The sequence below is a fragment of the Sphingopyxis flava genome, from assembly GCF_900168005.1.
In the GTDB taxonomy this organism is placed as follows: Bacteria; Pseudomonadota; Alphaproteobacteria; order Sphingomonadales; family Sphingomonadaceae; genus Sphingopyxis; species Sphingopyxis flava.
The window spans coordinates 205,628-228,194 of the sequence record NZ_FUYP01000002.1 but is presented as its reverse complement, the minus strand read 5'-3'; the positions used below and the strand labels follow the sequence as shown (position 1 = coordinate 228,194).

General features: G+C 65.1%; 10 protein-coding genes and 1 tRNA gene. 5 read left to right on the top strand and 6 right to left on the bottom strand.

Annotation, left to right across the window (positions count from 1 at the left end):
- Positions 1 to 7 precede the first annotated feature (7 nt).
- The 6 genes from gspF to B5X69_RS02570 all read right to left on the bottom strand — a co-directional run bounded on the left by gspF (position 8) and on the right by B5X69_RS02570 (position 10,297).
- Positions 8 to 1,225, bottom strand: coding sequence for a type II secretion system inner membrane protein GspF (gene gspF / locus B5X69_RS02595; RefSeq protein WP_079637190.1), 1,218 nt, complete (start codon positions 1,223 to 1,225; stop codon positions 8 to 10).
- Positions 1,218 to 2,711, bottom strand: a complete 1,494-nt coding sequence (locus B5X69_RS02590) for a GspE/PulE family protein (protein ID WP_079637123.1) — start codon at positions 2,709 to 2,711, stop codon at positions 1,218 to 1,220. The genes gspF and B5X69_RS02590 overlap by 8 nt, the downstream gene beginning before the upstream one ends.
- A complete protein-coding gene (gene gspD / locus B5X69_RS02585) occupies positions 2,708 to 4,855 on the bottom strand; it encodes a type II secretion system secretin GspD (RefSeq protein WP_079637122.1) in 2,148 nt (715 codons plus the stop codon). The genes B5X69_RS02590 and gspD overlap by 4 nt, the downstream gene beginning before the upstream one ends.
- Before the next feature lie 5 nt (positions 4,856 to 4,860).
- Positions 4,861 to 5,736, bottom strand: coding sequence for a type II secretion system protein N (locus tag B5X69_RS02580; RefSeq protein ID WP_079637121.1), 876 nt, complete (start codon positions 5,734 to 5,736; stop codon positions 4,861 to 4,863).
- Positions 5,737 to 5,994: 258 nt separating this feature from the next.
- Complete coding sequence (locus tag B5X69_RS02575) at positions 5,995 to 8,652, bottom strand: TonB-dependent receptor domain-containing protein (protein WP_079637120.1); 2,658 nt, start codon at positions 8,650 to 8,652, stop codon at positions 5,995 to 5,997.
- Positions 8,653 to 8,731: 79 nt separating this feature from the next.
- Positions 8,732 to 10,297: a hypothetical protein gene (locus B5X69_RS02570; protein WP_079637119.1), complete on the bottom strand. Its 1,566-nt coding sequence runs from the start codon at positions 10,295 to 10,297 to the stop codon at positions 8,732 to 8,734.
- Positions 10,298 to 10,607: 310 nt separating this feature from the next.
- On the opposite strand from B5X69_RS02570, the gene B5X69_RS02565 reads away from it, so the two are divergent.
- From B5X69_RS02565 to B5X69_RS02545, 5 genes are all read left to right on the top strand, one after another.
- Positions 10,608 to 10,694, top strand: a tRNA-Leu gene (locus tag B5X69_RS02565).
- A 395-nt stretch (positions 10,695 to 11,089) separates the two neighbouring features.
- Positions 11,090 to 12,385 carry a TolC family protein gene (locus B5X69_RS02560; RefSeq protein ID WP_079637118.1) on the top strand — a complete coding sequence of 432 codons (1,296 nt, stop codon included), beginning with the start codon at positions 11,090 to 11,092 and terminating at the stop codon, positions 12,383 to 12,385.
- Positions 12,382 to 14,139, top strand: a complete 1,758-nt coding sequence (locus B5X69_RS02555) for a type I secretion system permease/ATPase (RefSeq protein ID WP_079637117.1) — start codon at positions 12,382 to 12,384, stop codon at positions 14,137 to 14,139. Before B5X69_RS02560 ends, B5X69_RS02555 begins: the two co-directional genes overlap by 4 nt.
- Positions 14,136 to 15,314 (top strand): beta-barrel domain-containing protein, encoded by a 1,179-nt coding sequence (locus tag B5X69_RS02550; protein WP_217699092.1) that lies wholly within the window; start codon positions 14,136 to 14,138, stop codon positions 15,312 to 15,314. The genes B5X69_RS02555 and B5X69_RS02550 overlap by 4 nt, the downstream gene beginning before the upstream one ends.
- Positions 15,315 to 15,406: 92 nt before the next feature.
- Entirely contained in the window at positions 15,407 to 22,354 is a 6,948-nt protein-coding gene (locus tag B5X69_RS02545) for an Ig-like domain-containing protein (RefSeq protein WP_079637116.1), read from the top strand.
- Positions 22,355 to 22,567: the final 213 nt, after the last annotated feature.

Here is a 22,567-nt window from a genome sequence, read left to right as displayed (position 1 = left end):
ACATTTTTCATAGTCCTGCAAGGTTCTGCAACTGGAGAATGGGCAAGAGAATCGCGAGGATGATCAGCGCGACACACGACCCCATCACGACAATTATGACAGGCTCGAGTAACGCCATCGACGCGGCCGTGAAACGATCGAATTCACGCTCGAGATAATCCGCCGCGCGCTCGAGCATCGGCTCGAGCCGACCTGCGCTCTCCCCGCTCGCGGTCATGTAGACAAGAAGCGGCGGAAACACCTCCGAGTCGCGCAGCGCCGCCGACAGGCTGCCCCCGGCGCGCACCTGATCGACGAGCGCAGCCGTCGCTCCGGCAAGCGCCGCGTTGCGGATCGTCGGAACGGTCAAGCGCAGCCCTTCGACCAGCGGCAGACGGCTAGACACCATCGTCGCGAGCGTTCGCGCGAAGCGCGCGGCGTAGAGGTCGCGAAGCAGCCGCCCGATGAGCGGCAAGCGCAGAAGCCGGGCATCGACGCGCGCCTTGAACGCCGGGCGGCGCATTGCGCTCACCCAGCAAAAGACCGCGAGCGCGATAAGCAATGCAAGGAGCCACCACCAGTTCGCCGCGAAATTTGACAGGGCGATGACAGCGCGGGTCAGAAAGGGGAGCTGCTGCCCGACATCGGTAAACTGCTCGACGACGCGCGGGACGACGAAGATCATCAGCGCTGCGACCACGCCGATCGCAACCACCGCGAGCACGATCGGATAGGCGAGCGCCGCGACGAGCTTTCCGCGCACCACCGCCTGGCGTTCGAGCAGGTCAGCGAGACGCGCGAGGATGACCGTCAGGCTGCCCGTGGTTTCGCCCGCGGCGACCATCGCACGATAAAGCGGCGGAAAGCTCGGCGCCTGCCGTGCCATCGCATCGGCGAGCCGGCGGCCTTCAAGAAGAGCGGCATGAACATCGCCGATGACGAGCCGCACGCTTTCAGCCTCACTCTGGCGCGTGAGGGTGCGCAGCGCTTCCTCGAGCGGCGCGACCTCGGCAAGCGTCGCAAGCTGCCGGGTGAAAAGCGCAAGTTCCCTGGCCGACAGCCGGTTGCGGCGAAAGACGAGCAGCGGGCGTCCCGCAGACGCGCGCGCGCCCGCGGGTTCGAGTGCGACAATGTGGAAATGCCGCCGGATCAGGTCGGCGCGCGCGCTATCGTCGTTCACCGCCCTCAGCCGCCCCTTGCGCTCGCGGCCCTGGCGGTCGATCGCAACATAGCGATAGTCAGGCATCGACATCCTCACGCCGTGCGACGCGAACTGCCTCCTCGGGCGTAGTCAGCCCCTTGGCGACCATCGCGCGCGCCGCGCTGGCGAGCGTCGGTGCCTTCAAGAAGGCGTGTCTGGCGATCAGAGCCTCATCGCCGCCCGCATAGATGTAGCGACGGACCGTTTCATCGACCTTGATCGCCTCGAACACACCGATGCGCCCCTTGAAGCCCGTATGGCCGCATGCCTCGCAGCCCCTGGGCCGCCAGATGAGCGTACCGGCATCAAGCCCGAGCATTGCGGCGACGCCCTGGTCGGCCTGCACCGGTTCGTGGCATTGGTCGCACAGCCGTCGCACGAGCCGCTGCGCGATGACAGCACGAAGCGTCGAGGCGAGAAGAAACGGCTCGACCTTCAGATCCTTGAGGCGCGTGATCGCTCCCACCGCATCGTTGGTGTGGACGGTCGAGAGGACGAGGTGGCCAGTGAGCGATGCCTGCACCGCGATGTCGGCTGTCTCGCGGTCGCGAATTTCGCCAACCATCACGACGTCGGGATCCTGGCGCAGGATCGCCCGCAGCCCCGCCGCAAAATCGAGCCCGACCTTCGCGTTGACCTGCGTCTGACCGACGCCGTCGACCGCATATTCGACCGGGTCCTCGACGGTCAGGATATTGCGCTGGCCATCGTTCAGCTGCTTGAGCGCCGCGTAGAGCGTCGTTGTCTTGCCCGATCCCGTCGGACCCGTGACGAGGATGATGCCATTGGGCTCCGCGAGCGCCTCGCGAAGGATGCGGTCAGCCTCGCCCGACAGGCCGAGCACATCGAAGTCGATCCCTGCCGTGTCCTTGTCGAGAATGCGCAGCACGACCCGCTCGCCGGCGCGGCTGGGGAGCGTGGAGACGCGCACGTCGATCGCTTTGCCCGCGAGCGTCAGCGCGATACGCCCGTCCTGCGGCACGCGCCGTTCAGCGATGTCGAGCCGCGCCATCACCTTGATGCGGCTGACGATTACCGGCGCAACGTGCGGCGGCATGCGTAGATGCTCGCGCAACACACCGTCGGTGCGCATCCGTACGACGAGTCCGCTTTCATAGGGCTCGATATGGATGTCGCTGACGCCCTGCCGGACGGCTTCGGCGATAATGGCATTGATCAGACGGATCGCGGGGGCGTCGTCGGCGCTGTCGAGCAGATCCTCGGCGCTCGGCAGGGTGAGATCGAGATCGCCACCGTCGAGCGACCCCGCCATCGCGCTCGTCGCATCAACGGCATAATGGTCGGAGAGCAGCCGGTCGAAATCGGCGGCACTGGCGCTGGCGACGCGCAGCGGCTGCGCAAGGTAGCGCTTCACCTCGATCAGCACGGCGGCGTCGCCGCCTTCGCGCAGCGTAGCAATCCAGCGCCCGTCGCCATCGGGCGCGATCACGACGCCGTGCGCGCGCGCAAAGCCGTAGGGAATGTCGACCGGCGCTGTGGGATGCGGAACGACCGGATCGCCGTCGCTCACGGCTGCCCTCCCTCCGAACCGGCCGACGGCGGGATATCGACCGGCATCGGTGCCGCCGGCGCTATTGTGACGTCGGCGGCACTGGGCGCGCTTGGAGCGGGCGGCACGGTGCCAAGATAGTCGCGCACCAAGGCGTCGATCGCGGGCTCCTGGTCGGGATTGCGCTGGCGCTGAAAGTCGCGGATATAGCCGTAGCGGCGCGCGGTGAGCGCGGCATTGTCCGCGCGATTGCGCAGAATCGTCGGGCGGATGAAAACCATCAGATTGGTCTTGGCACGGCTTCGGCTGCGCGATTTGAACAGCTCGCCGATCAGCGGAATGTCGCTGAGCAGCGGAATACGCTCGATCGTGCGGCGCTCATCATCATTGAGCAGCCCGCCGATTGCAAACATCTCGCCGTCATCGACGGTCAGCACGGTCTCGAACGACCGCTTGTTGAGAATGAGGTCGGCGTTGCGCGACGAGACTGGCCCGGCGACGCTCGACACTTCCTGCCGGATGAACATCTTGACTTCGCCGGCGCCGTTTACCTGCGGTGTGACCTCGAGCTTGATGCCGACCTCCTCGCGCTGGACGGTGCGGAAGGCGTTGTCGAAATTGTCGGAAAGTGCCTCGCCGGTGGTGATCGGCACCTCCTGACCCACGAGGAACTTCGCCTGCTGGTTGTCGAGCGTGACGATGTGAGGGGTGGCGAGCAGGTTCGACGTGGTGTCGGATTTCACGGCATTGATGATCGCGCCAAACACGGTGTTCTTGCCGATATCCCCTGCAAAACCCGCAAAACCCCCGGTCGCCGAGAGAAGCGACGCTGCAGCGGCCTCCTGCAAGCTGTTGCCGAGCGAGCTGTTCTGCTGGGTGACGATGGTGTCGCCGTTCACCGTCGTCGTTTCCTGCGAGAGCTCATGCGCGGCATAGGCGCCGCCAAGCGTCAATATGTTGGGCGAGGCATTGCTATAGCTTGTCGCGGCGAAGGGAATGTTCTTGCCCCCGAGAAGGAACTGGACGCCGAGCTTCTTTGCCGCATCGTCGCCAATCTCGACCACGATCGCCTCGACCAGCACCTGCGGACGCCGGGTGTCGAGCTGCCGGATCAACTCGCCGAGCTGGCGCTGTACATCGGCATTGGCAGCGACGATGATCGCATTGGCGCCTTCGTAGCGCGTGACGATCGCGGGGCCGCGCGTCGCGATGCTGCCCCCCGAAGTGCCTGTAGAGACAGACGCCGCCGCGGCCGCCGCGCCGCCGCCGGCGTCGGAAGAGGATGACGAGGCGGGGGACAGTCCCGCCTTCTGTGCGGGATCGCTGCCGCCTCCCACAAGTTGCTGCAAGGTTGGGAGCAGGGTTTCGGCATTGGCATGTTCGAGCCAGTAGACGCGCAGCTCGGTGCCGCCCGCCGCCTTGCGGTCAAGATCATTCGCCATCGCGACGAAGCGGGAAACGAGCGCCTGGTCGCCCCTCAGCGCGATCGCATTGCTACTGTCGATCGGAACGATCGCAACCGGGGCCTGCGCCCCCTCGCCGGCGGCAGGAACCAGCGCCTGGAGCGCAGCGGCAATCTCGCGCGCACCGGCATTTTTGAGCGTGACGATCTGGCTCGTCGAACTGTCACGGTCGATGCTGGCCGCAAGCGCGCGGATGCGCCGGATATTGTCGGCGAAGTCGGCGACGACGAGACTGTTCGCGTTGCGGTTCGCAGTCAGCGATCCCTGAGGGCTCACGAGCGGCCGCAGGGTTTCGACCGCGGCCACTGCGTCGATGTGCCGCAGGCGGATAATCTCGGTCACAAACTGGTTTTGGGCGGCACGCGCGCTTCCGATGCGGCCCGGCTGCGACGCCGCGCCGTCGATCGGCTGGATGCGATAGCTGCCGCTGGGCCCAGGCACTGCGACAAGGCCGTTCGAACGCAGGGTCGCGAGGAAAATCTCGAAATACTCGCTGCGCGACAGCGGCCGGTCGGTGACGACCGACACCTTGCCGTTGACGCGTCCGTCGATCACGAAGGTGCGCCCCGTAACCCGCGCTGCATCCTGAATAAAGGCGCGTATGTCGGCATCGCGGACATTCAGCGTATATTGGGCAAGCAGCGGCGCCGGGGTGGCGGAAGCCAGTGCGGCGGCGAGCATCAAGGACAGTTTGAGACGCATAAACCCTATTCGTTCGACAGGAAAATCGCGACAGGAACGACGTTGGCGCCGCGCTCGACCTCGAGCGAGAGGCGCGCGCCGGGTGCGAACTGGTTTGCAAGTGCAGCAGCGTCACCCGCCGAGCCGATCGGGCGCCCACCTATTGAACGGATCACGTCGCCGGGACGCAGCCCGGCGGCGCGGAAGGCCGACCCATCGCCCTGCGGCTGGACGATGATCCCCGTCACCCGTCCATTTTCCGTGCGCGGCGCCAAGCGGACGCCCGCCTTGATCGCCTCGGCCGTCAAATCTCCGCTGGGCCCTCTGCTGGCAGCCGGCACCCCGATTCCGCTCGTCGGCGCGGGAAGTGACGGTTGGGCCGCCGCCGGGTCGCCGCTCTGATCCAGGAACAGGCTTTCGCGTGCGCCGCCGCGATCGAGGGTGACATGGTCGAATGCGACGCCCGCGAGTCTGACCCCGGGGGCGATCTCGTCGCCGACGGCATAGCTCGCCTGCACCCCGTCCTCGCCCGCAATGATCGCCGACCCGCCGCCAGTCGCCTCGTTGAGGTTAATGCCATAGAGCCTAAGGCCGAGCGAGGTGACCGTCGCACTCGCCGGCCCTTGCGCCGCCGAACGAAAGAAGGGATCGAAGGCGGAAAACAAGGCGCGCCGCTCGGCGGGCGGGGCAATCAGTGCCGTCGCTGGCTGCCACGCGCCGAGCGGCGACAGCGGAACGAGAAGCGCCCAGAGCAGGCGCACGCACTGCCAGATGAGCAGCGCCCCGATCAGTCCGAGAATGAGCCGCGGTGTCAGATCGCGCGCCGACTGTGAACGCGGCCGCAGCCAGGCGGGCAGCGCACGCGATAGCCGAATGGCCGATCCGGGCATCAGCGTCGCCATAGGATGTTCGTGTCCCCCAAACTGAAAATTGCGGCCTCGCGAATCGCCTAGCGGCGATCGGTGACAATCAGTTGACGGGAAGATTACAGTTTTTTGTCGGGGGGGCGAGTCCGGTGGTGGGACATTCCAACTTCGATTCATGTCTCCCGCGACGGCGAGGTGGCAGCCCAGAGGGCTGACGGAGGGGCCGAGCGCAGCGCTCTTCCTCCTCCGCCATTGTCGGACTCCCTCCCCCGCCTCGCAGCAGGGACGACCGAATCAGAACTTCACCGACGCGCTGAGCGAGAAGACACGCCCCAGCTTGTAGCGATTGAAGTAGACGCGGTTGTCGCCGGCTTCCTGCACTTCCTGATAGCGGCGGCCGGTCAGGTTCCGCGCCTCGAACTTCAGTTCGATTTCCTTGCCCATCAGCATCAGCCCCTGCCGCGCGACAAAGTCGAGCGAGAGGCCGGGCTTTTCGAGCAGGTCCGGCTGTGCCGAGGGGCCGCGGCTGGTGACGCGCGGGCTGGCATAGGTGAGGAGCAGCGTTTGCTGCGAAAGCTGATCGGTGTCCTCGATCCCGATCTGGAGGTTGACCAGATGGTCCGACTGGCCGGTGAGCGCCGAGCCATCGAAGAAATAGGCGCCCGCATCGTGCACGGCGCCATTGATCGTCGTCGTGTCGCCATCGCGAACGCGGATCTTTGACTGAGTATAAGTATAGTTGCCGATCAGCACGAGGCGGCGGCTCTGCCAGAAGGTGGCATCCGACACCGCCGCGAGCGGGACATATTTCTGCAGTTCGAACTCGGCGCCATAAAGCTCTGCCTTGGGGGCGTTCGCATAGCTGGTGTTCACGGAGGAATCGGAGATCGAGGTATAGGCCTCGATCGGGTTGTCGATCGCCTTGTAGAAAGCGGCGGCCGAGACGCGCTGATCGCGGTCGAAATACCATTCGAACCTGGCTTCGGCATTCCACAGGATGGAGTCGGTCAGCGAGGGATTGCCGCGAAACAGGCGGTTCGATTCAGGATCCTGATAAACCTGCGCGACCAGCTCGCGAAATTGCGGACGCGCGATCGTCTTTGACCCGTTCACTCGAAGCTGCATGTCGGGCGCAACCTCCCACGTCAAGGTGATCGCGGGCAGCCAATAATCGTTCTTGAGGTTGGTTTGCGCGATCGCTGAGGAACCGCTGTTGAACAGGTCGATCGGCGCAACCTTTTGCTTTGCATTCTCATAGCGCACGCCAGCATTGACGTTCAGCCCTGCCATCAGCCCCGCCTGAAGCTGGGCGTAACCCGCGTGGGTGGAAAGCTCGGCATCGAACGCCGCGGTGCCGTCCTGGGCCGAGGTTTCGAGCAGGGTGATGTCATAGAGCTGAATCGTCGCATCGGAGAGAAGATAATCGGGGCGCAACTGCTGCACAGCGACCGGAAGGTTCGAGGCACGATACTGGAACGCGCGGCGCGACGAGACGCGGTGCGTATCGCTGTAGGCATAGCCGGTCGACGCGGTGATCCCGGGCGCGAGCTTGTAGGAGAGGTCGACACCGCCCGACCACAAATCTTCATTGTGGTGCGAAAAGGCGATCATCGCGTCGCCCTTGTTGCCACCAAGGTCATTGACGAACTTGTCGCCGGCGGGATCCTGCTCGGCGGGCAGGTTGGTGCGGACATAAGTGAAGCTGCGCTCATAGGGCGCCTCGCGCTGCGAATTGGCATAGCCGCCGCGCAGGTCGACGCTGAGCCGGTCGAACTCGAATTCGCCTACGAGCTGCGTGTTGATGAGCTGCCGCTCGTACCAGGCTGTGTCCTGTTTCATGATGTCACGGTCGGACTGATTACGGTCGGTGCCGAGCCCCAGCCGCGCCTGCTTCAGCGTGTCGCGGATATAAAGGCTGGTCCAGCGAATCCTGTGATCGTCCAGCTCGAGGCCGAAGCCGAGCAAAGCGTTCGCCACGACGCGGTCGTCGGTAACGATGCGGTTGAAGCTCGTCTGCGGTTCGCCTGACAGGTCGGCGTTGACCGACGTCTGCTGCAACGTATGGCGCGTACGCCATTTGTTGCTGATCCCCGCGGTTGCGATGATCCCAAGCTCGCCGCCCGCCAGCGCAACCGTCGTGCCGCCCATCAGCCCCGCCGACCAGTTCACCGGGATATGATTATTCTGCTGAAGCAGCGTCGTCGGTGCGTTGACGAGGTCCATCGCGATTGCTTCGAGATCCTCGCCGCTGAAGTCGGCGCCTTCGAGGATCGGCTTGCCGCTGGCGAGCGCCGCTGCGAGCGAGCGCGGTATGTCGCGCGTGCCGTCGTCGAAGCCGGTCCAGTCGGTGCCGCTGCCATAATAGGTGTAGCCGAGCTGGTTCGTCGTCTCGCTGTCCCAGCCGATCCCACCCGACAGGGTGAAAAAGGACTCCCCGGGGCTGGCCTTGGTGGTGAGGTTGATGACGCCCCCGCCGAATTCGCCGGGAAAGTTCGCCGAATAGCTCTTCTGGACCAGCGTCGAATCGATCACTTTTGAGGGAAAGATGTCGAGCGGAACGACGCGCTTCAGCGGTTCGGGGCTTGGCAGCGGCGAGCCGTTGAGAAGCGCGAGCGAGTATCGGTCGCCGAGTCCGCGGACATAGACGAAACCGCCGCCGACCACGCTGAGGCCGGTGACGCGCTGGAGCGAGCCCGAAATGTCGCCCTCGCCCGTGCGGGCGATGTCGGCCGAGGAGAGGAGCGACACCACCTCGGGCGTCGCGCGCACCACATTCGGCGTGAAGCGGCCATTGACGACAATCTCCTGCGCGCCGCCGCCTGGAATCGAGACGTCGCCGTCTTCACCGGGCTGCGGCGCGGGGTTGGCGGAGGCGTCCTGTGCCAGCGCCGCGGGCGCGACGAGAGCGGAGCTGAAAAGTAGCAGGCTGGAAAGGATCGACCGCTTGGTCATGTGGAATGCCCCTGAGACTATGCAAGGAGGGAGCGGGCCGCGATCCGGCGTGTCCGCTCCCCGAATGGATCGCAGGCGATCAGCTGGTCGGCAGGCCGGTGCAGCTCCCGCTGCTCGCGCCGAAGTTCGCGGTCGCCGAGTTGCAGGTCCACCCCTGGTACCAGGTGTCGCTGGCATCGCGGACCGCGCCAACATAGGCGGTGGTGTCGAAGAAGCTGTTCAGTGTCTTGGCATCGAAAGCGGGGATGCTGGTCTCCGTCGCGCCATTGACGAACAGGCCGGTCAGCGACGGCGCATAATCGAAGCGATTGTTGGTACCCGCGGTAAAGATCGTCTGCACTTCGGTACCGGTCACGGCCGGGCTGCCGCCACCGCGGAAGGGGCGATCGCCGCATTTCAGCGAGACCGAGAAAAATTTCGGCGGCCCCTGCTCATCCACGCCGGTCGTCTGCGTCGTCGAGCTACTGTCGATGCGGATGCAGGATGTATCGGAGGTGATCAGGCCGTTGACGAAGCTATAGTCGGCGCCGCCGCGGATGCGGATCGCGGCGCCGTTGCCCGCCGCGGCGTTACGGTGGATGAAGGTGAAGTTGGAAATCGTCACATTCTGGCGCGGCACCGCATTCTCATTGCCGTCCGAGTCGATCTCCATCATCGAGTCGCCGACCGAACCGCCGGCGCGCTGCACCGCGATCGCATATTGGATGTTGCCCTTGTAGCCGACGTCGGTGTCGAAGCTGTCGTCTTCGGCGCCCGTCACGATCATATATTTGAAGTTCGCCCGGCCGCCGAAAACCTCCATCCCGTCGTCCGAGCTGTTGTGGATCTGAATATGGTCGATCTGGGTCCCCGATCCGACCCCCGACGGGGTGAGGCCCTGCAGCTCCTTGTCGGCGCTCAGCACGAAGCCCGAATAGCGGATCTGGACATAGGAGAGGCGCCCCGAATTGTCGGCCGGCTGCGCGCCCCCATAAAGCGCATTTGACGTGCCTTCGGTGTCGCGCTCGCACGCAACGGTTCCTTCAGCAGCGCCCGGCGCGAGGCAGTCGGTGACCGGCGCACGGCCGAGCAGCACGACGCCGCCCCACAGCTGCGAGCTGTTGTCGGTCGCGGTGCCGACGACGTTGCCGCGGCCGGTGAAAATGATTGGCTGGGTCGGCGTGCCCACCGCGTCGATCCGATTGCCGCGATTGACCACGAGATAGGAGACACCGGTCGAGCCGAAGATAATGACGCCCGGGTCGATCGTCAGCGTGACGACATTATTGCTGCTCGCGGCGCCCTGGTCGGTACCGACATCGACGCGCCCCGGGAGCGAATAAATGACGCCGGCTACCTTCGGAATCGCCGTCGAAGCGTTGAAGCGCGCCGGAAAGCCGCAGTTGCGCCACGTCCCCTCGGGGCCGGTAATCGTGCCAAGGTCGCTCAATTGATCGCTGCCCGCAATCGTCGGGCAACTTCCCGCGGGGATGACGCTGGGCGGGGTCGGTGTTGGTGTGGGAGCCGGCGTCGGCGTGGGGCTCGGGCCGGGAATGACGATCACGCCCTCACCCGGCGAGGCAACACCATCCGCTCCGCAGGCCGCCAGAATGGAACAGGCCACGCCGCTGAGCATGACCAAACGAACGCGTGCGAAACCCGCCATGAATATCTCCGCTTCCGGTGCACGCCCGCCGAGCGGGCGTCCCTGATGAAAAGGCACCGAGCAGCGAGCAGCATCTGCCCCGCGCTCCCGGTGACGCCGCCACTAGGGTGATTCGATGACGCTCTGACGGTAGGGCGATGACAAAATGGAGACGCGTCGGGGTCGCTTGGGTGACAGCCGCCAGCGGCGCGCCTTGCGCTCTTTCCAGCCGCAAGGAATAAAAGCGGCGAAGCTCGCTTGCATCACCCGAAAAGCTTTGCTAGGCGCCCGCACCTACCTGGTGCCGGGATCGTCCGGACCATCATGATGTGCGGTCGTGGCGGAACTGGTAGACGCGCAACGTTGAGGTCGTTGTGGCCGAAAGGCCGTGGAAGTTCGAGTCTTCTCGACCGCACCATCTTTGCCGCTAAGCGGTTGAATACGGCTCTTCCCCGTGAACGGGGGATGAGGGTGGATCAGACCCGATTGATGACGCCATTCCAACCGCAAAGAGCGAGCACGCGCAAGCGGTAGTTGTGAAAGTTGCGGAAGCCGAACGCGCGGCGCGAGAAAAATGGACTTATCCATTTCACCCTCGCGCGCAGAGCCCACTTTAGGCGATGCATCGCACCCCTTTTCGTTCGCAATTCTGGGTGGCGTCAGTCCATTCGGCAAGCCGGGGGGAGCGGGATGGCGGCCCATCCTGAATTTATTTGGGCTGCGGGATTTCTCCCAATTCGATAGTCAAATCCGCCGTTTAGGCTATGTGCGCGGGTTCTCTGCCCTATCGACGCATAGAGGGGTGGGGAGAAAATGGAGACGTCTCACGCGATACGCTGCGCCGCGCTGCTGTGCACGTGCCTCCTGATTGGCACGGCGCCCGCACGCGCGCAGATATTTTCCGACGTCGTCGAATCCCTTCTCGAAGATCACCCGCGCATCCAGTCGGCCGAGAGCGTGGCCGAGGCCGGAAAGTCGGAGGTGGCTGCCGCCCGTGCAGCACGGCAGCCCCAGGTCGCTCTCTCGGCCGATGCAGGCTGGGAAGAGGGTGGAACGGGCGGCTCTTCCGGGACCTATATCTTGCCCGAGATCACAGCCAGTCAGCTCCTGTTCGATGGTGGGCGAAGCGCCGCTGAAATCCGCCGGAGCAGGTTGCGCGCGCAAGCACTGCGGGTTCAGGAAGACCGTGTGGCCGACGAATTGGTCGCCTCGTTGGCCCAAGCCTGGGGGGAGTGGAGCCGCCAATGCGATCTGATCGAAATCAGTGAGGCCCAAGTCGCCGCGCTTGAACAACTGCATGGGCTGGTTTCCGAAATCGCAAGCTTCGACCGCGGCCGCGGATCCGACGTCGTGCTCGTCGGAAGCCGGCTCGAGCAGGCGCGTTCGGCGCTCGACGCGAGGCGTATTGCCCGCGAGGATGCGCGCGCAACGGTCCGGGAAATCGCCTCCGCTCCGGTGGAGCCCGTGGGAAGATTGCCGTCCCTTGCGTCCTTTCTCCCGGAAACGCTGAGCGAGGCGACCGCGCTCGTGGACGCAACCCCGGTCGTACAGATCAGCGAGCTCCAGATCGGCGAAAGCGATGCGGCCGTATCGGGAGCCAAAAACTGGTGGCAACCCCAGCTCAATCTGGAGGTGGCGCGGACGTCCGAGCGAACGGCTTTGGGCGACACCCACCTATTCAACGCATTCGGCGTGCGGCTGCGCGCGGTGTCCCTGCCCTTTGGGGGCGGGGGGCGCGCGCGTCTCAATGCAGCGCGGGCCACCGCGTCGGCCGCACGCTTCGATGCCGAACAGGCGCGCCAGTCGCTGACCGATCGCATCGAGCGACTGTGGATGCTGGGCAATCAGCGTCGCGACCGGCTGCCGCGCCTGGCTCAGGTGGTGGTCGAGGCAGACGAGGCGCGCGATATCGTCCAGGAACAATTCCGGATCGGTCGCCGCTCGATTCTTGATCTGCTTTCTTATGAAACCGAAAGATTTAACGCGCGCAGCGGGCTCGCGAACGAGCAGCACGATCTCATTGCCCTGGAATATCAACTGATGGGCGCGCTCGGCCGGATCGATTTCGCACTCGCGTCGGGCGCAACCCCAATGGAAACGCTCCAATGAGCGGGACCGGAGCGATCGATCGCCGGGCGGACGACCTCGTTCCCGCGGCGACCGGCGGGTGGTTCTGGCCTGTGCTGTGGGACCACCGACGCTATTTCGGCGAGGCAATTGCGCTTTCGGCAGTCATCAACCTGCTGTCGCTCGCAGGCATCATCTTCATGATGACCGTCTATGATCGCATCCTGCCCAATCAGGCGTTCGTCACGCTCTGGTCGCTGTTCGTCGGGGTCGTCCTCGCGATGCTCTTCGAATTCATCGCCCGCACCGTTCGCGGTCATGCGCTGGACAGCGCGGGCAAGCGGATCGACGTGCTGCTCGGCGATGCCGTGTTCCGCCGCGTGCTGGGGACGCGGCTCGAGGCTCGCTCGCAATCGTCAGGCGCCTTCGCCAACGTGCTCAAAGAGTTTGAATCGGTCCGCGCATTTGTCACCTCGGCAACGCTGGCGGCCCTCGCCGACCTGCCCTTCGCAATGCTGTTTCTGGGGGTGACCGCGCTCATCGGCGGACCGCTGGTAGCAGTCCCGCTCACAGCCTTTGCACTCGTTGCCATCGTGTCGTTGATCGTTCAGATCCCGATGAAGCGGATCGCCAACGAAAATCTGCGCGAAAGCGCCGTGCGCCACGGGACGGTCATCGAAAGCCTCGAGGGGCTGGAGACGCTGAAGACGCTGAGGGCCGAGGAGCGGATGCGGGCGCGCCACGAGCAGTCGAGCCGGGTCATTGCGGAGCGGACGATGCGCAGCCAGTCGCTCTCGACCCTCGTTCTCAATCTGACGACGATGGTTCAGCAGACGGCGGGCGCAGTTCTCCTGCTTTGGGGCGTCTATCTCGCGAGCGAAGGCGCGGTGACGGCGGGGGCGCTGATCGCCTGCGTGCAGCTCAATTCGCGCTCGCTGGCACCGCTGGTGAGCCTGTCCTCTCTCGCCGTGCGCTTCCAGCAAGCCCGCTCAGCGCTCGCCAGCCTCGATCGGATCATGCAGCTCCCCGCCGAGCGTGAAGAGGGGCGTGATCTGCTCACGGGATCGCATTGGCAGGGCGGACTGCGGCTGGCCGAAGTCGGATTTTCCTATGAAGAGGACGGGCGTCCGGTGCTCTCGGGCATGTCCCTGTCGATCGCGCCGGGCGAACGGGTCGGAGTGATCGGGCGCGTGGGCAGCGGCAAATCGACTCTGCTGCGGCTGCTCGCCGGCCTCTACCGCCCGCGCGAGGGCCAGATATTCCTCGACGGCGTCGACATGAGTGCGATCGAACCCGGCGACCAGCGCGCGACGATTGCGCTGGTTGGCCAGGACGCCCGGCTATTCCACGGCTCCCTCAAGGAGAATGTCGCCATCGCCGCCCCCGACGTCGATGACGAGCGCTTGCTGAAAGTGGCGGAGGAAACCGGCGTCGTTGCGATCGCCGCTGCGCATCCGCACGGATTCGACCGCCCGATCGGCGAGCGCGGCGACACGGTTTCCGGCGGACAGCGGCAGGCGGTGGCTCTCGCCCGCGCATTGCTCGCCCGGCCGAAGCTGCTGCTTCTCGACGAGCCAACCTCTGCGATGGATCAGGCATCCGAAGCCGAAATGCTCGCGACAATCCGCCGGGCCGCGGATGAAGGGATGGGACTTGTGATCGCGACGCACCGGCAGGCTGCGCTCGGCATTGTCGATCGGCTGATCGTCGTCGACAATGGCCGCATCGTCGCCGATGGTGGCCGCGACGAGGTGATCACGGCGCTCGCCGAAGGCAAGGTGAGGTCGGCGGCATGAGCGGAGCCGATCCCTTTGCGCCGGTCGCCGAAGAGCCGATGCGCCATCGCGGCTGGCTGTGGCTTGCGCTGCTGCTCGCGGCGTTGCTGTCCAGTTTGATCATCTGGTCGCGCTTCGCCGTCGTCGAAGAGGTCACGATCGGTCAGGGCCAGGTCGTCCCTTCCGGTCGCGTGCAAGTGGTCCAGTCACTGGAAGGCGGTATCGTCTCCTCGCTCAAGGTTCGCGAAGGACAGGTGGTCGACGCCGGTCAGCCGCTGGTCATCATCGACCCCACCCGCGCCGCGACGAGCTTCAACGAAGTAGACAACCGGCGGCGCGCACTGATCGCGCAGGCGGCACGGTTACGTGCCGAAGCAACGGGTTTGGCGCTGTCCTTTCCTGCCGAAATCCGCTCCGACGCCGAGCTGATACGCAATGAGCGCGCCACCTATGCCGCACGGCGCCAGGCCGTGGACGAAGCAACGTCCGGCTTGTCGCAAAGTCTGGCGCTGATGCGCCGCGAACTTTCGATCACCTCGCCGATGAGCGAGCGTGGGCTGGTGCCTGAGGTCGAGGTTCTGCGTCTTCGCCGCCAGATCAGCGACACGCAAACGCAGATCGCGGATCGCATAAACCGGTATCGGGCCGACGCAGGAACGGAATTGGTCCGCGTTGAGTCCGAGCTGGCGCAGGTGCAGGAGGTAACCGCCGGACGCCGCGACGCAATGGAGCGGACAGTCCTGCGCGCGCCGGTTCGCGGCACGGTCAAGAATATGCAGGTCACCACCGTCGGCGGCGTGATCCAGCCAGGTGCCGACGTTCTCGACATCGTGCCGCTCGAAGACGAGCTTTTGGTCGAGGCGCGCATTCGCCCGTCGGATGTCGCCTTCCTGCGTCCTGGCCTGAAGGCAACCGTCAAGCTCGGAGCCTATAATTACCTTGTCTATGGGGCGCTCGCCGGACGGGTCGAATCGATCAGCCCCGATACGATGCGCGAGCGCGGTCAGCCGGAGCAGGAGCCCTATTATCGGGTGCTGATCCGCACGGACAATATCGCCCTTAAACATGAAGGAAAAACCCTGCCTACCATCGCTGGCATGACCGCTACTGTCGAAATTCTTACCGGGAAGCGTACGATATTTGACTATTTTGTTCGACCAGTTCTGAAGGTCGAAGAGGCATTTCGGGAGCGCTAGATTAATTCTTCTCAGAATCACTGATTTATTTACATAGCAATTATAAGAGGTCGTAGAATTTATCTTAAACTCATCCATTGTGGGGGTATCTTATGAGCATTGTAGCCAGAATATCGCGAGCCGCCGGTGGCCGGGTCCGTCACGTCCGTCTCGGGAAGGGCGCAAACCGTATCGTCCTTCAGCCCGGTGAGACGATCGAGTTCATCGACGAGGCGACCGGCCGTCCCGTCCAGGGCGCCCACTGGTCGCAGGATGGCACCCAGAGCCATGTGGCCTTCTCATCGGCAAGCGCGACCGTCGCGATTGAAGGCGAGGACAGTGCAGCCGCCGAAGCCCAGGCGAGCGCCGAAGCGAGCGGCGCGGCAGAAAGCGCCCCGGCTGCGGAAGAAGGCGGGGCCGGCGCCGGTACCGGGGGAGGCAATGGCACGATGCTCGGCGTCCTCAGCGGCTTGCTCGCCGTCGGTGTTGGCGCTGCCGCCGCGAGCGGCGGTGGCGGCGGAAAGCCTAGCGCTCCTCCCGCGCCGCCCGCTCCGGATACGACCCCTCCGGCGGCCCCAACCGGGCTTGCCCTTGCAGCAGCCGACGACAGCGGCGCATCGGCCAGCGATCGCATCACCAACGTCACGCAGGGCCTGACGATCACCGGCAATGCCGAGGCCAATGCCCGCGTCGAGCTTTTCAACGGTCAGACCTCGCTCGGCACCACCACAGCGAATGCCTCGGGCGCCTTCTCGATCGATGTGACTCTCCCGGCGGGAGCCACGCATAGCATCACCGCACGCGCGAGCGATGCGGCCGGGAATGTCGGTGCGTCATCGGCGGCGCTTACAATCACCGTCGACACAGAGGCACCGGCTGCGCCCGCCATTGCCTCGATTTCGGGTGGGCTGGTAAGCGGCGCGGAAGCCGCCGCTGGCGTGACTGCAACGCTCGGCGGGATCGAAGCGGGAGCCAGTGCAACCGCCAGTGTCGCGGGCACTGCAAAGGCAGACGGTGCAGCGCTGTCGATCCCGTTGCCGGTCGCGGCAGACGGCGCGATTGAACTGACCCCCGCCCTCCTCCAGCAGTTTGCTGACGGCACGCTCACCATTTCGGCTCAGCAGACAGATGTTGCGGGCAACAGCGGGGCGCCAGGCAGCACGACGGTGACGCTCGACACGGCCGGGCCGTCCGTTGCGGTTACAGCTTCGTCGGAGACCTTGCTTGCCGGGCAGACGGCAACGCTGACCTTTACCTTCAGCGAAGCGCCGACCGACTTTACCGCAGCCGACGTCACGGTGACGGGCGCGACGCTGGGCGCCATGCAGGCGACCGCAGATCCGCTGGTCTTTACGGCAGAACTAACCCCTACCCTCTCCAGTTCCGGCTCGATCGCGCTCGAGGTGGGAACGGGCTTTTCGGATGCGGCGGGCAATGCCGCGACTGAAGGCGCGAGCCTGTCGATCGCCTTTGACGCCGGAGCGAGCGGCGCAGCGATCGATGGCTATATTGCCAACGCCCTCTTGTTCCGCGACACGAACGGCAACGGGCTATGGGACCATGAGGCCTTCGTCGACGTCAACGGGAACGGAATCTTCGATGCCGGCGATGTCGACGCCGATGGCGACGGGGTCCTCTCGGGGGAATATTGGACCGTCACCGACGCCCAGGGCAATTTCAGCAACTTGTTCGGCACGGGAAACATCATCCTGACACCAATCGTGGCAGCAGACGGTACCGTGCTGAGCCGCGATATCGCGCTCGACAAGCCGTTCCAAGGACAGTTTGTCGCTCTCGATGGATCAACCGTGGTGTCGCCGCTGACCACGCTGGTAGCGGCGGTCGCGGGAGAAAATGCGGATGCCTCAGCCGTACAGGCGGCAGAAGCATCCGTGAAAGCCGCATTGGGACTGCCGGCGGACGTCGATCTTTCCAGCTATGACCCGATCGCGACAGCGGCGGGGGCCACCGATCAGGCGGCGCTCGCCGAAGCGGTCGCGGTGCAGAAGGCGGCGGCGCAAGTCGCAAACCTTCTCGCCGTTGTCGGTGCCACCGCCAATGCGGCAGGCGTCGGGGGCGGCGAGGCTGGCGCGAGCGCCGCAGCGGCGACCTCTCTGGCCGCGGTGATCAGCTCCGCCACGGGGTCGCCGGTCGACCTCACCAGTTCTGCCGTAATCAGCGCTGTGTTCGAAAATGTCGCGGAGGCATCGGGCGACGCCGGTGTCGCAGCAGCGATCGCCACGCAGTCGACGAGCGTCGCCGGCGCTCTTGCGAACGTCAATGCGGCGGTGGCGTCGGTCGACGCGAGCGATGCATCGAGCGCCCTTGGCGGCATCGCTGCCGCTCAGATCGTCGCCCAGGCAGAGCTCGCTGCGCAGGCCGCGCAGGCGGTCAATGACGGGCAAAGCCTTGATGCGGCCCCATTCAGCGGCGCCGATCTGGCACAGAAGCTGGACGATGCGGGCGACGAAGTTGCCGTCCTGATCCCCGATGTGCCGCAATCAACCCTTCTCGGCGCACCGGAGCGGCCGGAGGTTGACGACGGCACACGCGTTTCGGGAACGGAGATCACCGACGGGGTCGTCGTTACGCTTCGCTATGATGCATCGGCGGGCGTGGCCGCCGGCGACCGGCTCAGCCTCCTTTATGCAGGGCAGGAAGTTGCGAGTGTCACACTCGGCGCCGACGACATTCCGGCTGCTGGCCAGACGCTCTCGATCGATATCCAGCTCAGCGCGGCGCAGCTTGGTTCCGATGGGACGCGAAGCCTCGAAGCTCGTTTCCTCAGCGCGGCCGGTGACGCCGGCCCGCTCTCTCTGCCGCTGCTGCTGACGATCGACACCGGCACGATTACGCCGGTTATCCCCGAGCTTTCGGGAGGCGTAATCAACGCAGCGGAGGCTGCGGCCGGGGTGAGCGGACAATTGCAGGGAATCGAGGTGGGTGCCACCGCGACCCTGACAATCAGCGGACTGAGCGCCGCCAACCCGGATCAACCGCTCTCGCTGGCAGTGGCGGTCACGAACGGCGCATTCACCCTGTCGCCGGCGCTTCTCGCCCAGTTCGCCGACGGCGCGCTGTCGCTCAGCGCTCAGCAGACCGATGCAGTCGGGAACGTCAGCGCCGTCGCGTCGGGTTCCGTCCTCCTCGATCGTATCGGCGACGGCGCCGTCACCGCCCTCACGGCGAGCGAGGGACCCTATGTCGGCTTGTCCGAAGGGCTCGACGGCACGACGATTACCGGCTCGGCAGCGGCTGGCAGCAGCGTCGCCGTCACCCTTTACAGTGCGAGCGCCACCTTTACGCGTCCCGCAACGGTCGGTGCGAATGGCGACTTCACGCTGACGCTGTCGCAGGCTGATCTGACCGCTCTGGGTGAAGGCATGGTCCGCTTCGCGGCGGTCGCCACCGACGCAGCGGGCAATGTCGGCCCGGTGTCGCCGTCCAGCGCCTTTTACTACACGCGTTCGCCGATCGTGGACTCGTCCGCGCGGATCGACGGTCCGGATAACCGCCTTGCTACGGACCTCGATGACGAGGAATATGTCCAAGTGAGCGCTCTGCCCGGAGGCGGCTTCGCAACCCACTGGGCGGTCGATACCGACGGCGACGGCGAAAGCGATACGCTCGCGACCCAGCGTTTCTCGCCCGATGGCGCCAAGCAAGGCGCTCCGGTACTGCTCGACGGCATCTCACCGCTGCTCGCGGTGGAGGAGGAGGTTGGCCTGTCTTCGGGATCGATCCAGGTCGCAGCCCTCGCCGACGGCAATTATGCCGTCGCGTGGAAACTGGAGGCCGAGACCGACAACCGCTACGTCAGTGCGCAGGCTAACGCCAACGGCCTGACGCAGCTCACGATTCTCGGTGAGCCGCGATATATTCATGTGGTCGACGCACCGGCTGGGGCGACCTTCACCCTGTCAGGGCTGGGGCCGAACGGCCAGGTGAGCGTGCCGCTGATCGTCGAAGACGGGCGTATTTCCATTACCGAGGAGCAATTGTCGGGCTTCCTCGGGACCGGCCGCTTTACCCTCACGGCTCAGACGTCTCCGGGCGCCCAGATTACATTGGAAGTCGAGACGGCACGCCTCGTTTACTACGATCTTGATGCGCCGCTCCAGAGCGTGGAACTGGACGCCGCCGTAGACGCGAACGGCACGGGGTTGCTAGCCGCCGCCGGCCGGGTAGAGAGCTTTGACGTTACGGACTTCACACCGGGCTCCGGGCCGGCGCCGACCTTCATTTTGCAGCTGCGCGGCCTCCATCCTTTCCGATATGACACCGGCCAGATACCGGGCGCCACGCAGCTTCCCGACGGGACGATCCAGATCGGCGTCGCACCCGACACCGACGGCGTCGTGGCGGTCCCGCCTGCCCTTCTCGACCAGATCGGCGGCGATGACTTCCTCGCGATCCTGATTGGCGTCAATCTGCAGGCCGGCAGCACTTTGTCGGGGACGATGCAGGTGCGCGAAGGCACACCGCTGCCGCCGGAAGGCGTTTATGTGCAGACATTCGGCGCCGATGGGCATGCGACCGGCGATGCAATCCGCATCGACGATGGCGCGTTCCCCTTGGCAAGCGATCTCGACGACGAGGAAGGCGTCCAGATCACGGCATTGCCGGGAGGCGGCTATGTCGTCCACTGGGCCTATGACCTCGACGGCGACGGCGACGTGGAGGGCATAGCCGTCCGGGGTTATGATCAGGATGGCGCGCCGCAAGGCGATGCGGTGGCCCTGCAGGGTCTTTCGCCCCTGCTGCTCAACGATAACGGCGGCGACGGCATTGCGAATGCTGTCCGCGTCGCGGCGCTGGACGGGGGCGGTTATGCCGTGTCCTGGGCGACGGAAGTTGAGGATAATTTCCAGTCGATCAGTTTGCCCGGCAATCCGAACGGTCTCATTCTGATACCGATCGTCGGCATACCGTCCGTCATCGCAACCTATGGTGTACCCGAGGGAGCGACGCTGCGTTTGGCAGGCACGGGTCCGTCCGATCCGGTCAACGTCCCGCTATCGATTGGCGATGAAGAGGTGATCATCACCGATGCCATTCTCGCCAACTTCAGCGTCGACGGCCGTTATACGCTCGTCATTGAGACGGCGCCGAATACCGGCGTAGCCCTCGCCATCGAATCGCGGCCTGCCTACAGCTATGGGCCGGATAGTCCGCTTCTTGATGTCAGCGGATCGGTTGTGGTGGGCGCGGACCGGCCAGCGACGCTGACCAGCTTCGGCCGAGTCGAGAGCTTCCACATCGAGGCCGCGACCCCGGCTGAGGGGCTGACCGCCAACTATATTCTCCAGATCGCCGGTGCGCCGCAGGGCTTGGACCTCAGCGGAATTGCCGGAGCGCAATATCTGCCGAGCGGGGTCATCCTGATCAACGGGGCTCTCCCTGACGCAAACGGGGTGATTGCGGTTCCGGAATCGCTCCTCGATCAATTGGGCGACCGCGATGTGCTGGTGACGCTCACGGGCTCCAATCTCGAAGCCGGAAGCACCTTTTCGGCAACGATGCAGGTCCGCGAACCCACAGCGCTGCCTGGTGAGGGAGCATTCGTCCAGACCTTCGGTCCGGACGGCCAGGCCCTGAATGAAGCCGTTCAGGTCGATGGCGAGGGATATCGCTATTCGCGCTTCAACGACGATGGCGGTGTGCTGATCTCCGCCGCGCGCGATGGCGGTTACGCCGTCCACTGGGCAGCCGACATCGACGGCGATGGTGAAACCGACACGGTGGGAATCCAGCGCTTCGATGCGGCGGGGGCGAAGCAGGGCGACGTGGTGCTGCTTAAGGATATTTCGCCAAATGCGCTCGACCTCGATGAGATCGAGATCGCTGATCTCCGCTTGCTGGATAACGGCGGCTATGCGGTAAGCTGGGCCGCATCCTTGCCGGAAACCGGGAAATATGTTGCGATCAATCCAGCGCAGCCCACCGCCTTGATCGGCATCGTAGGCCGGCCCAGCACAATCGGGATCAATGGCGACCCTTCGGGCGCCACCTTCACCCTATCGGGCACCGGGCCCGATGGCCCTGTGAACGTTCCTCTGACAGTGGAGGATGGGGAAATCCGGATCACCGAAGCGATCCTCGCGAATTTTGCAGTCCCTGACGGCTTTACCTTGAATGTCGCCGGCGTCGGGCCAAACCTCAGCGGCGTCTTTATCGGGGGTCAACTGCTGGTCGGTTATGACCCCGCGGGCGACACGCAGGTCGAATCGCGGTCGCAGATCGCGGCCGCGAACGGCCCGACCGTTCTCGGGGCGCTGCAGGGCCGTGTGGAGGCGTTCGACATCGAGGGCTTGACGGCGAAGACGGGAATGACGGCAACCTATCAGTTGCTGATCCGAACTCCGCTCGAAATGGGCGCGGTCACTGGCGTAGCAACGTCGCTGGGGGGTTTTGCGCTGCTCGATGGAAGCATCATCCTCAACAATGTAGTGCCGGATGCGAACGGGGTAATTACTGTACCTTCGCAAGTGCTGGACCTGCTCGGTGATCTCGACGCCGACGTGCTGCTCCTCGTCAACAACCTCGAGCCAGGAACGACGGTGTCGGCATCGCTTCTTGTTCGCGAAGCGATCCCGCTGCCCGAAGGCGTCTTTGTCCAGACCTTCGGACCCGATGGCCAGGCGCTCGATGCGCCCTTGAACGCTGGCGGGCTCGCGCTGGCCGGCACGTCCGGTGACGACATGCTGATCGGCGGAGCGGGCGACGATCTGCTCGAAGGCGGCGCGGGTAACGATACGCTGGACGGCGGCGTCGGCCGGGACACGCTGGTCGGCGGGGAAGGAGAGGACATCTTCGTCCTTGCCCCCAACGGCGCAGCGAGCCTGGCGCTCGCGGACCTCATCGTCGATTTCACGGTCGGCGAGGACAAGCTGCAATTGTCCGGCGGGCTTTCGTTTGAGGATCTCATCATCCAGCAGGGCACGCCGGGCAGCGGCGTGGCGGCCACCGACACGGCGATCCGTACCGCGTCGGGGGACATGCTCGCCGTCATGCTCAACACAGATGCGCAGCAGGTGACGCAGGCCGCCTTCGCTGCCTAATGAGGGGGGATGGGACCGGCGGCCGAGCCCGCTGGTCCCATTAGCCCCGTCTGAAGGTTCGGGATCTGATTATGGGGCCATCGCCGCATATGAGCTTTCTTATGCGGCTGAATCCATCGCTCCGAACCGACCGCTTCTGTCGCCCGCGCGCCTTTGGAAGATCGCGCGATACTATATCGGGCAGGAGCAGAATGCGCTGACACCCGGCAGGGT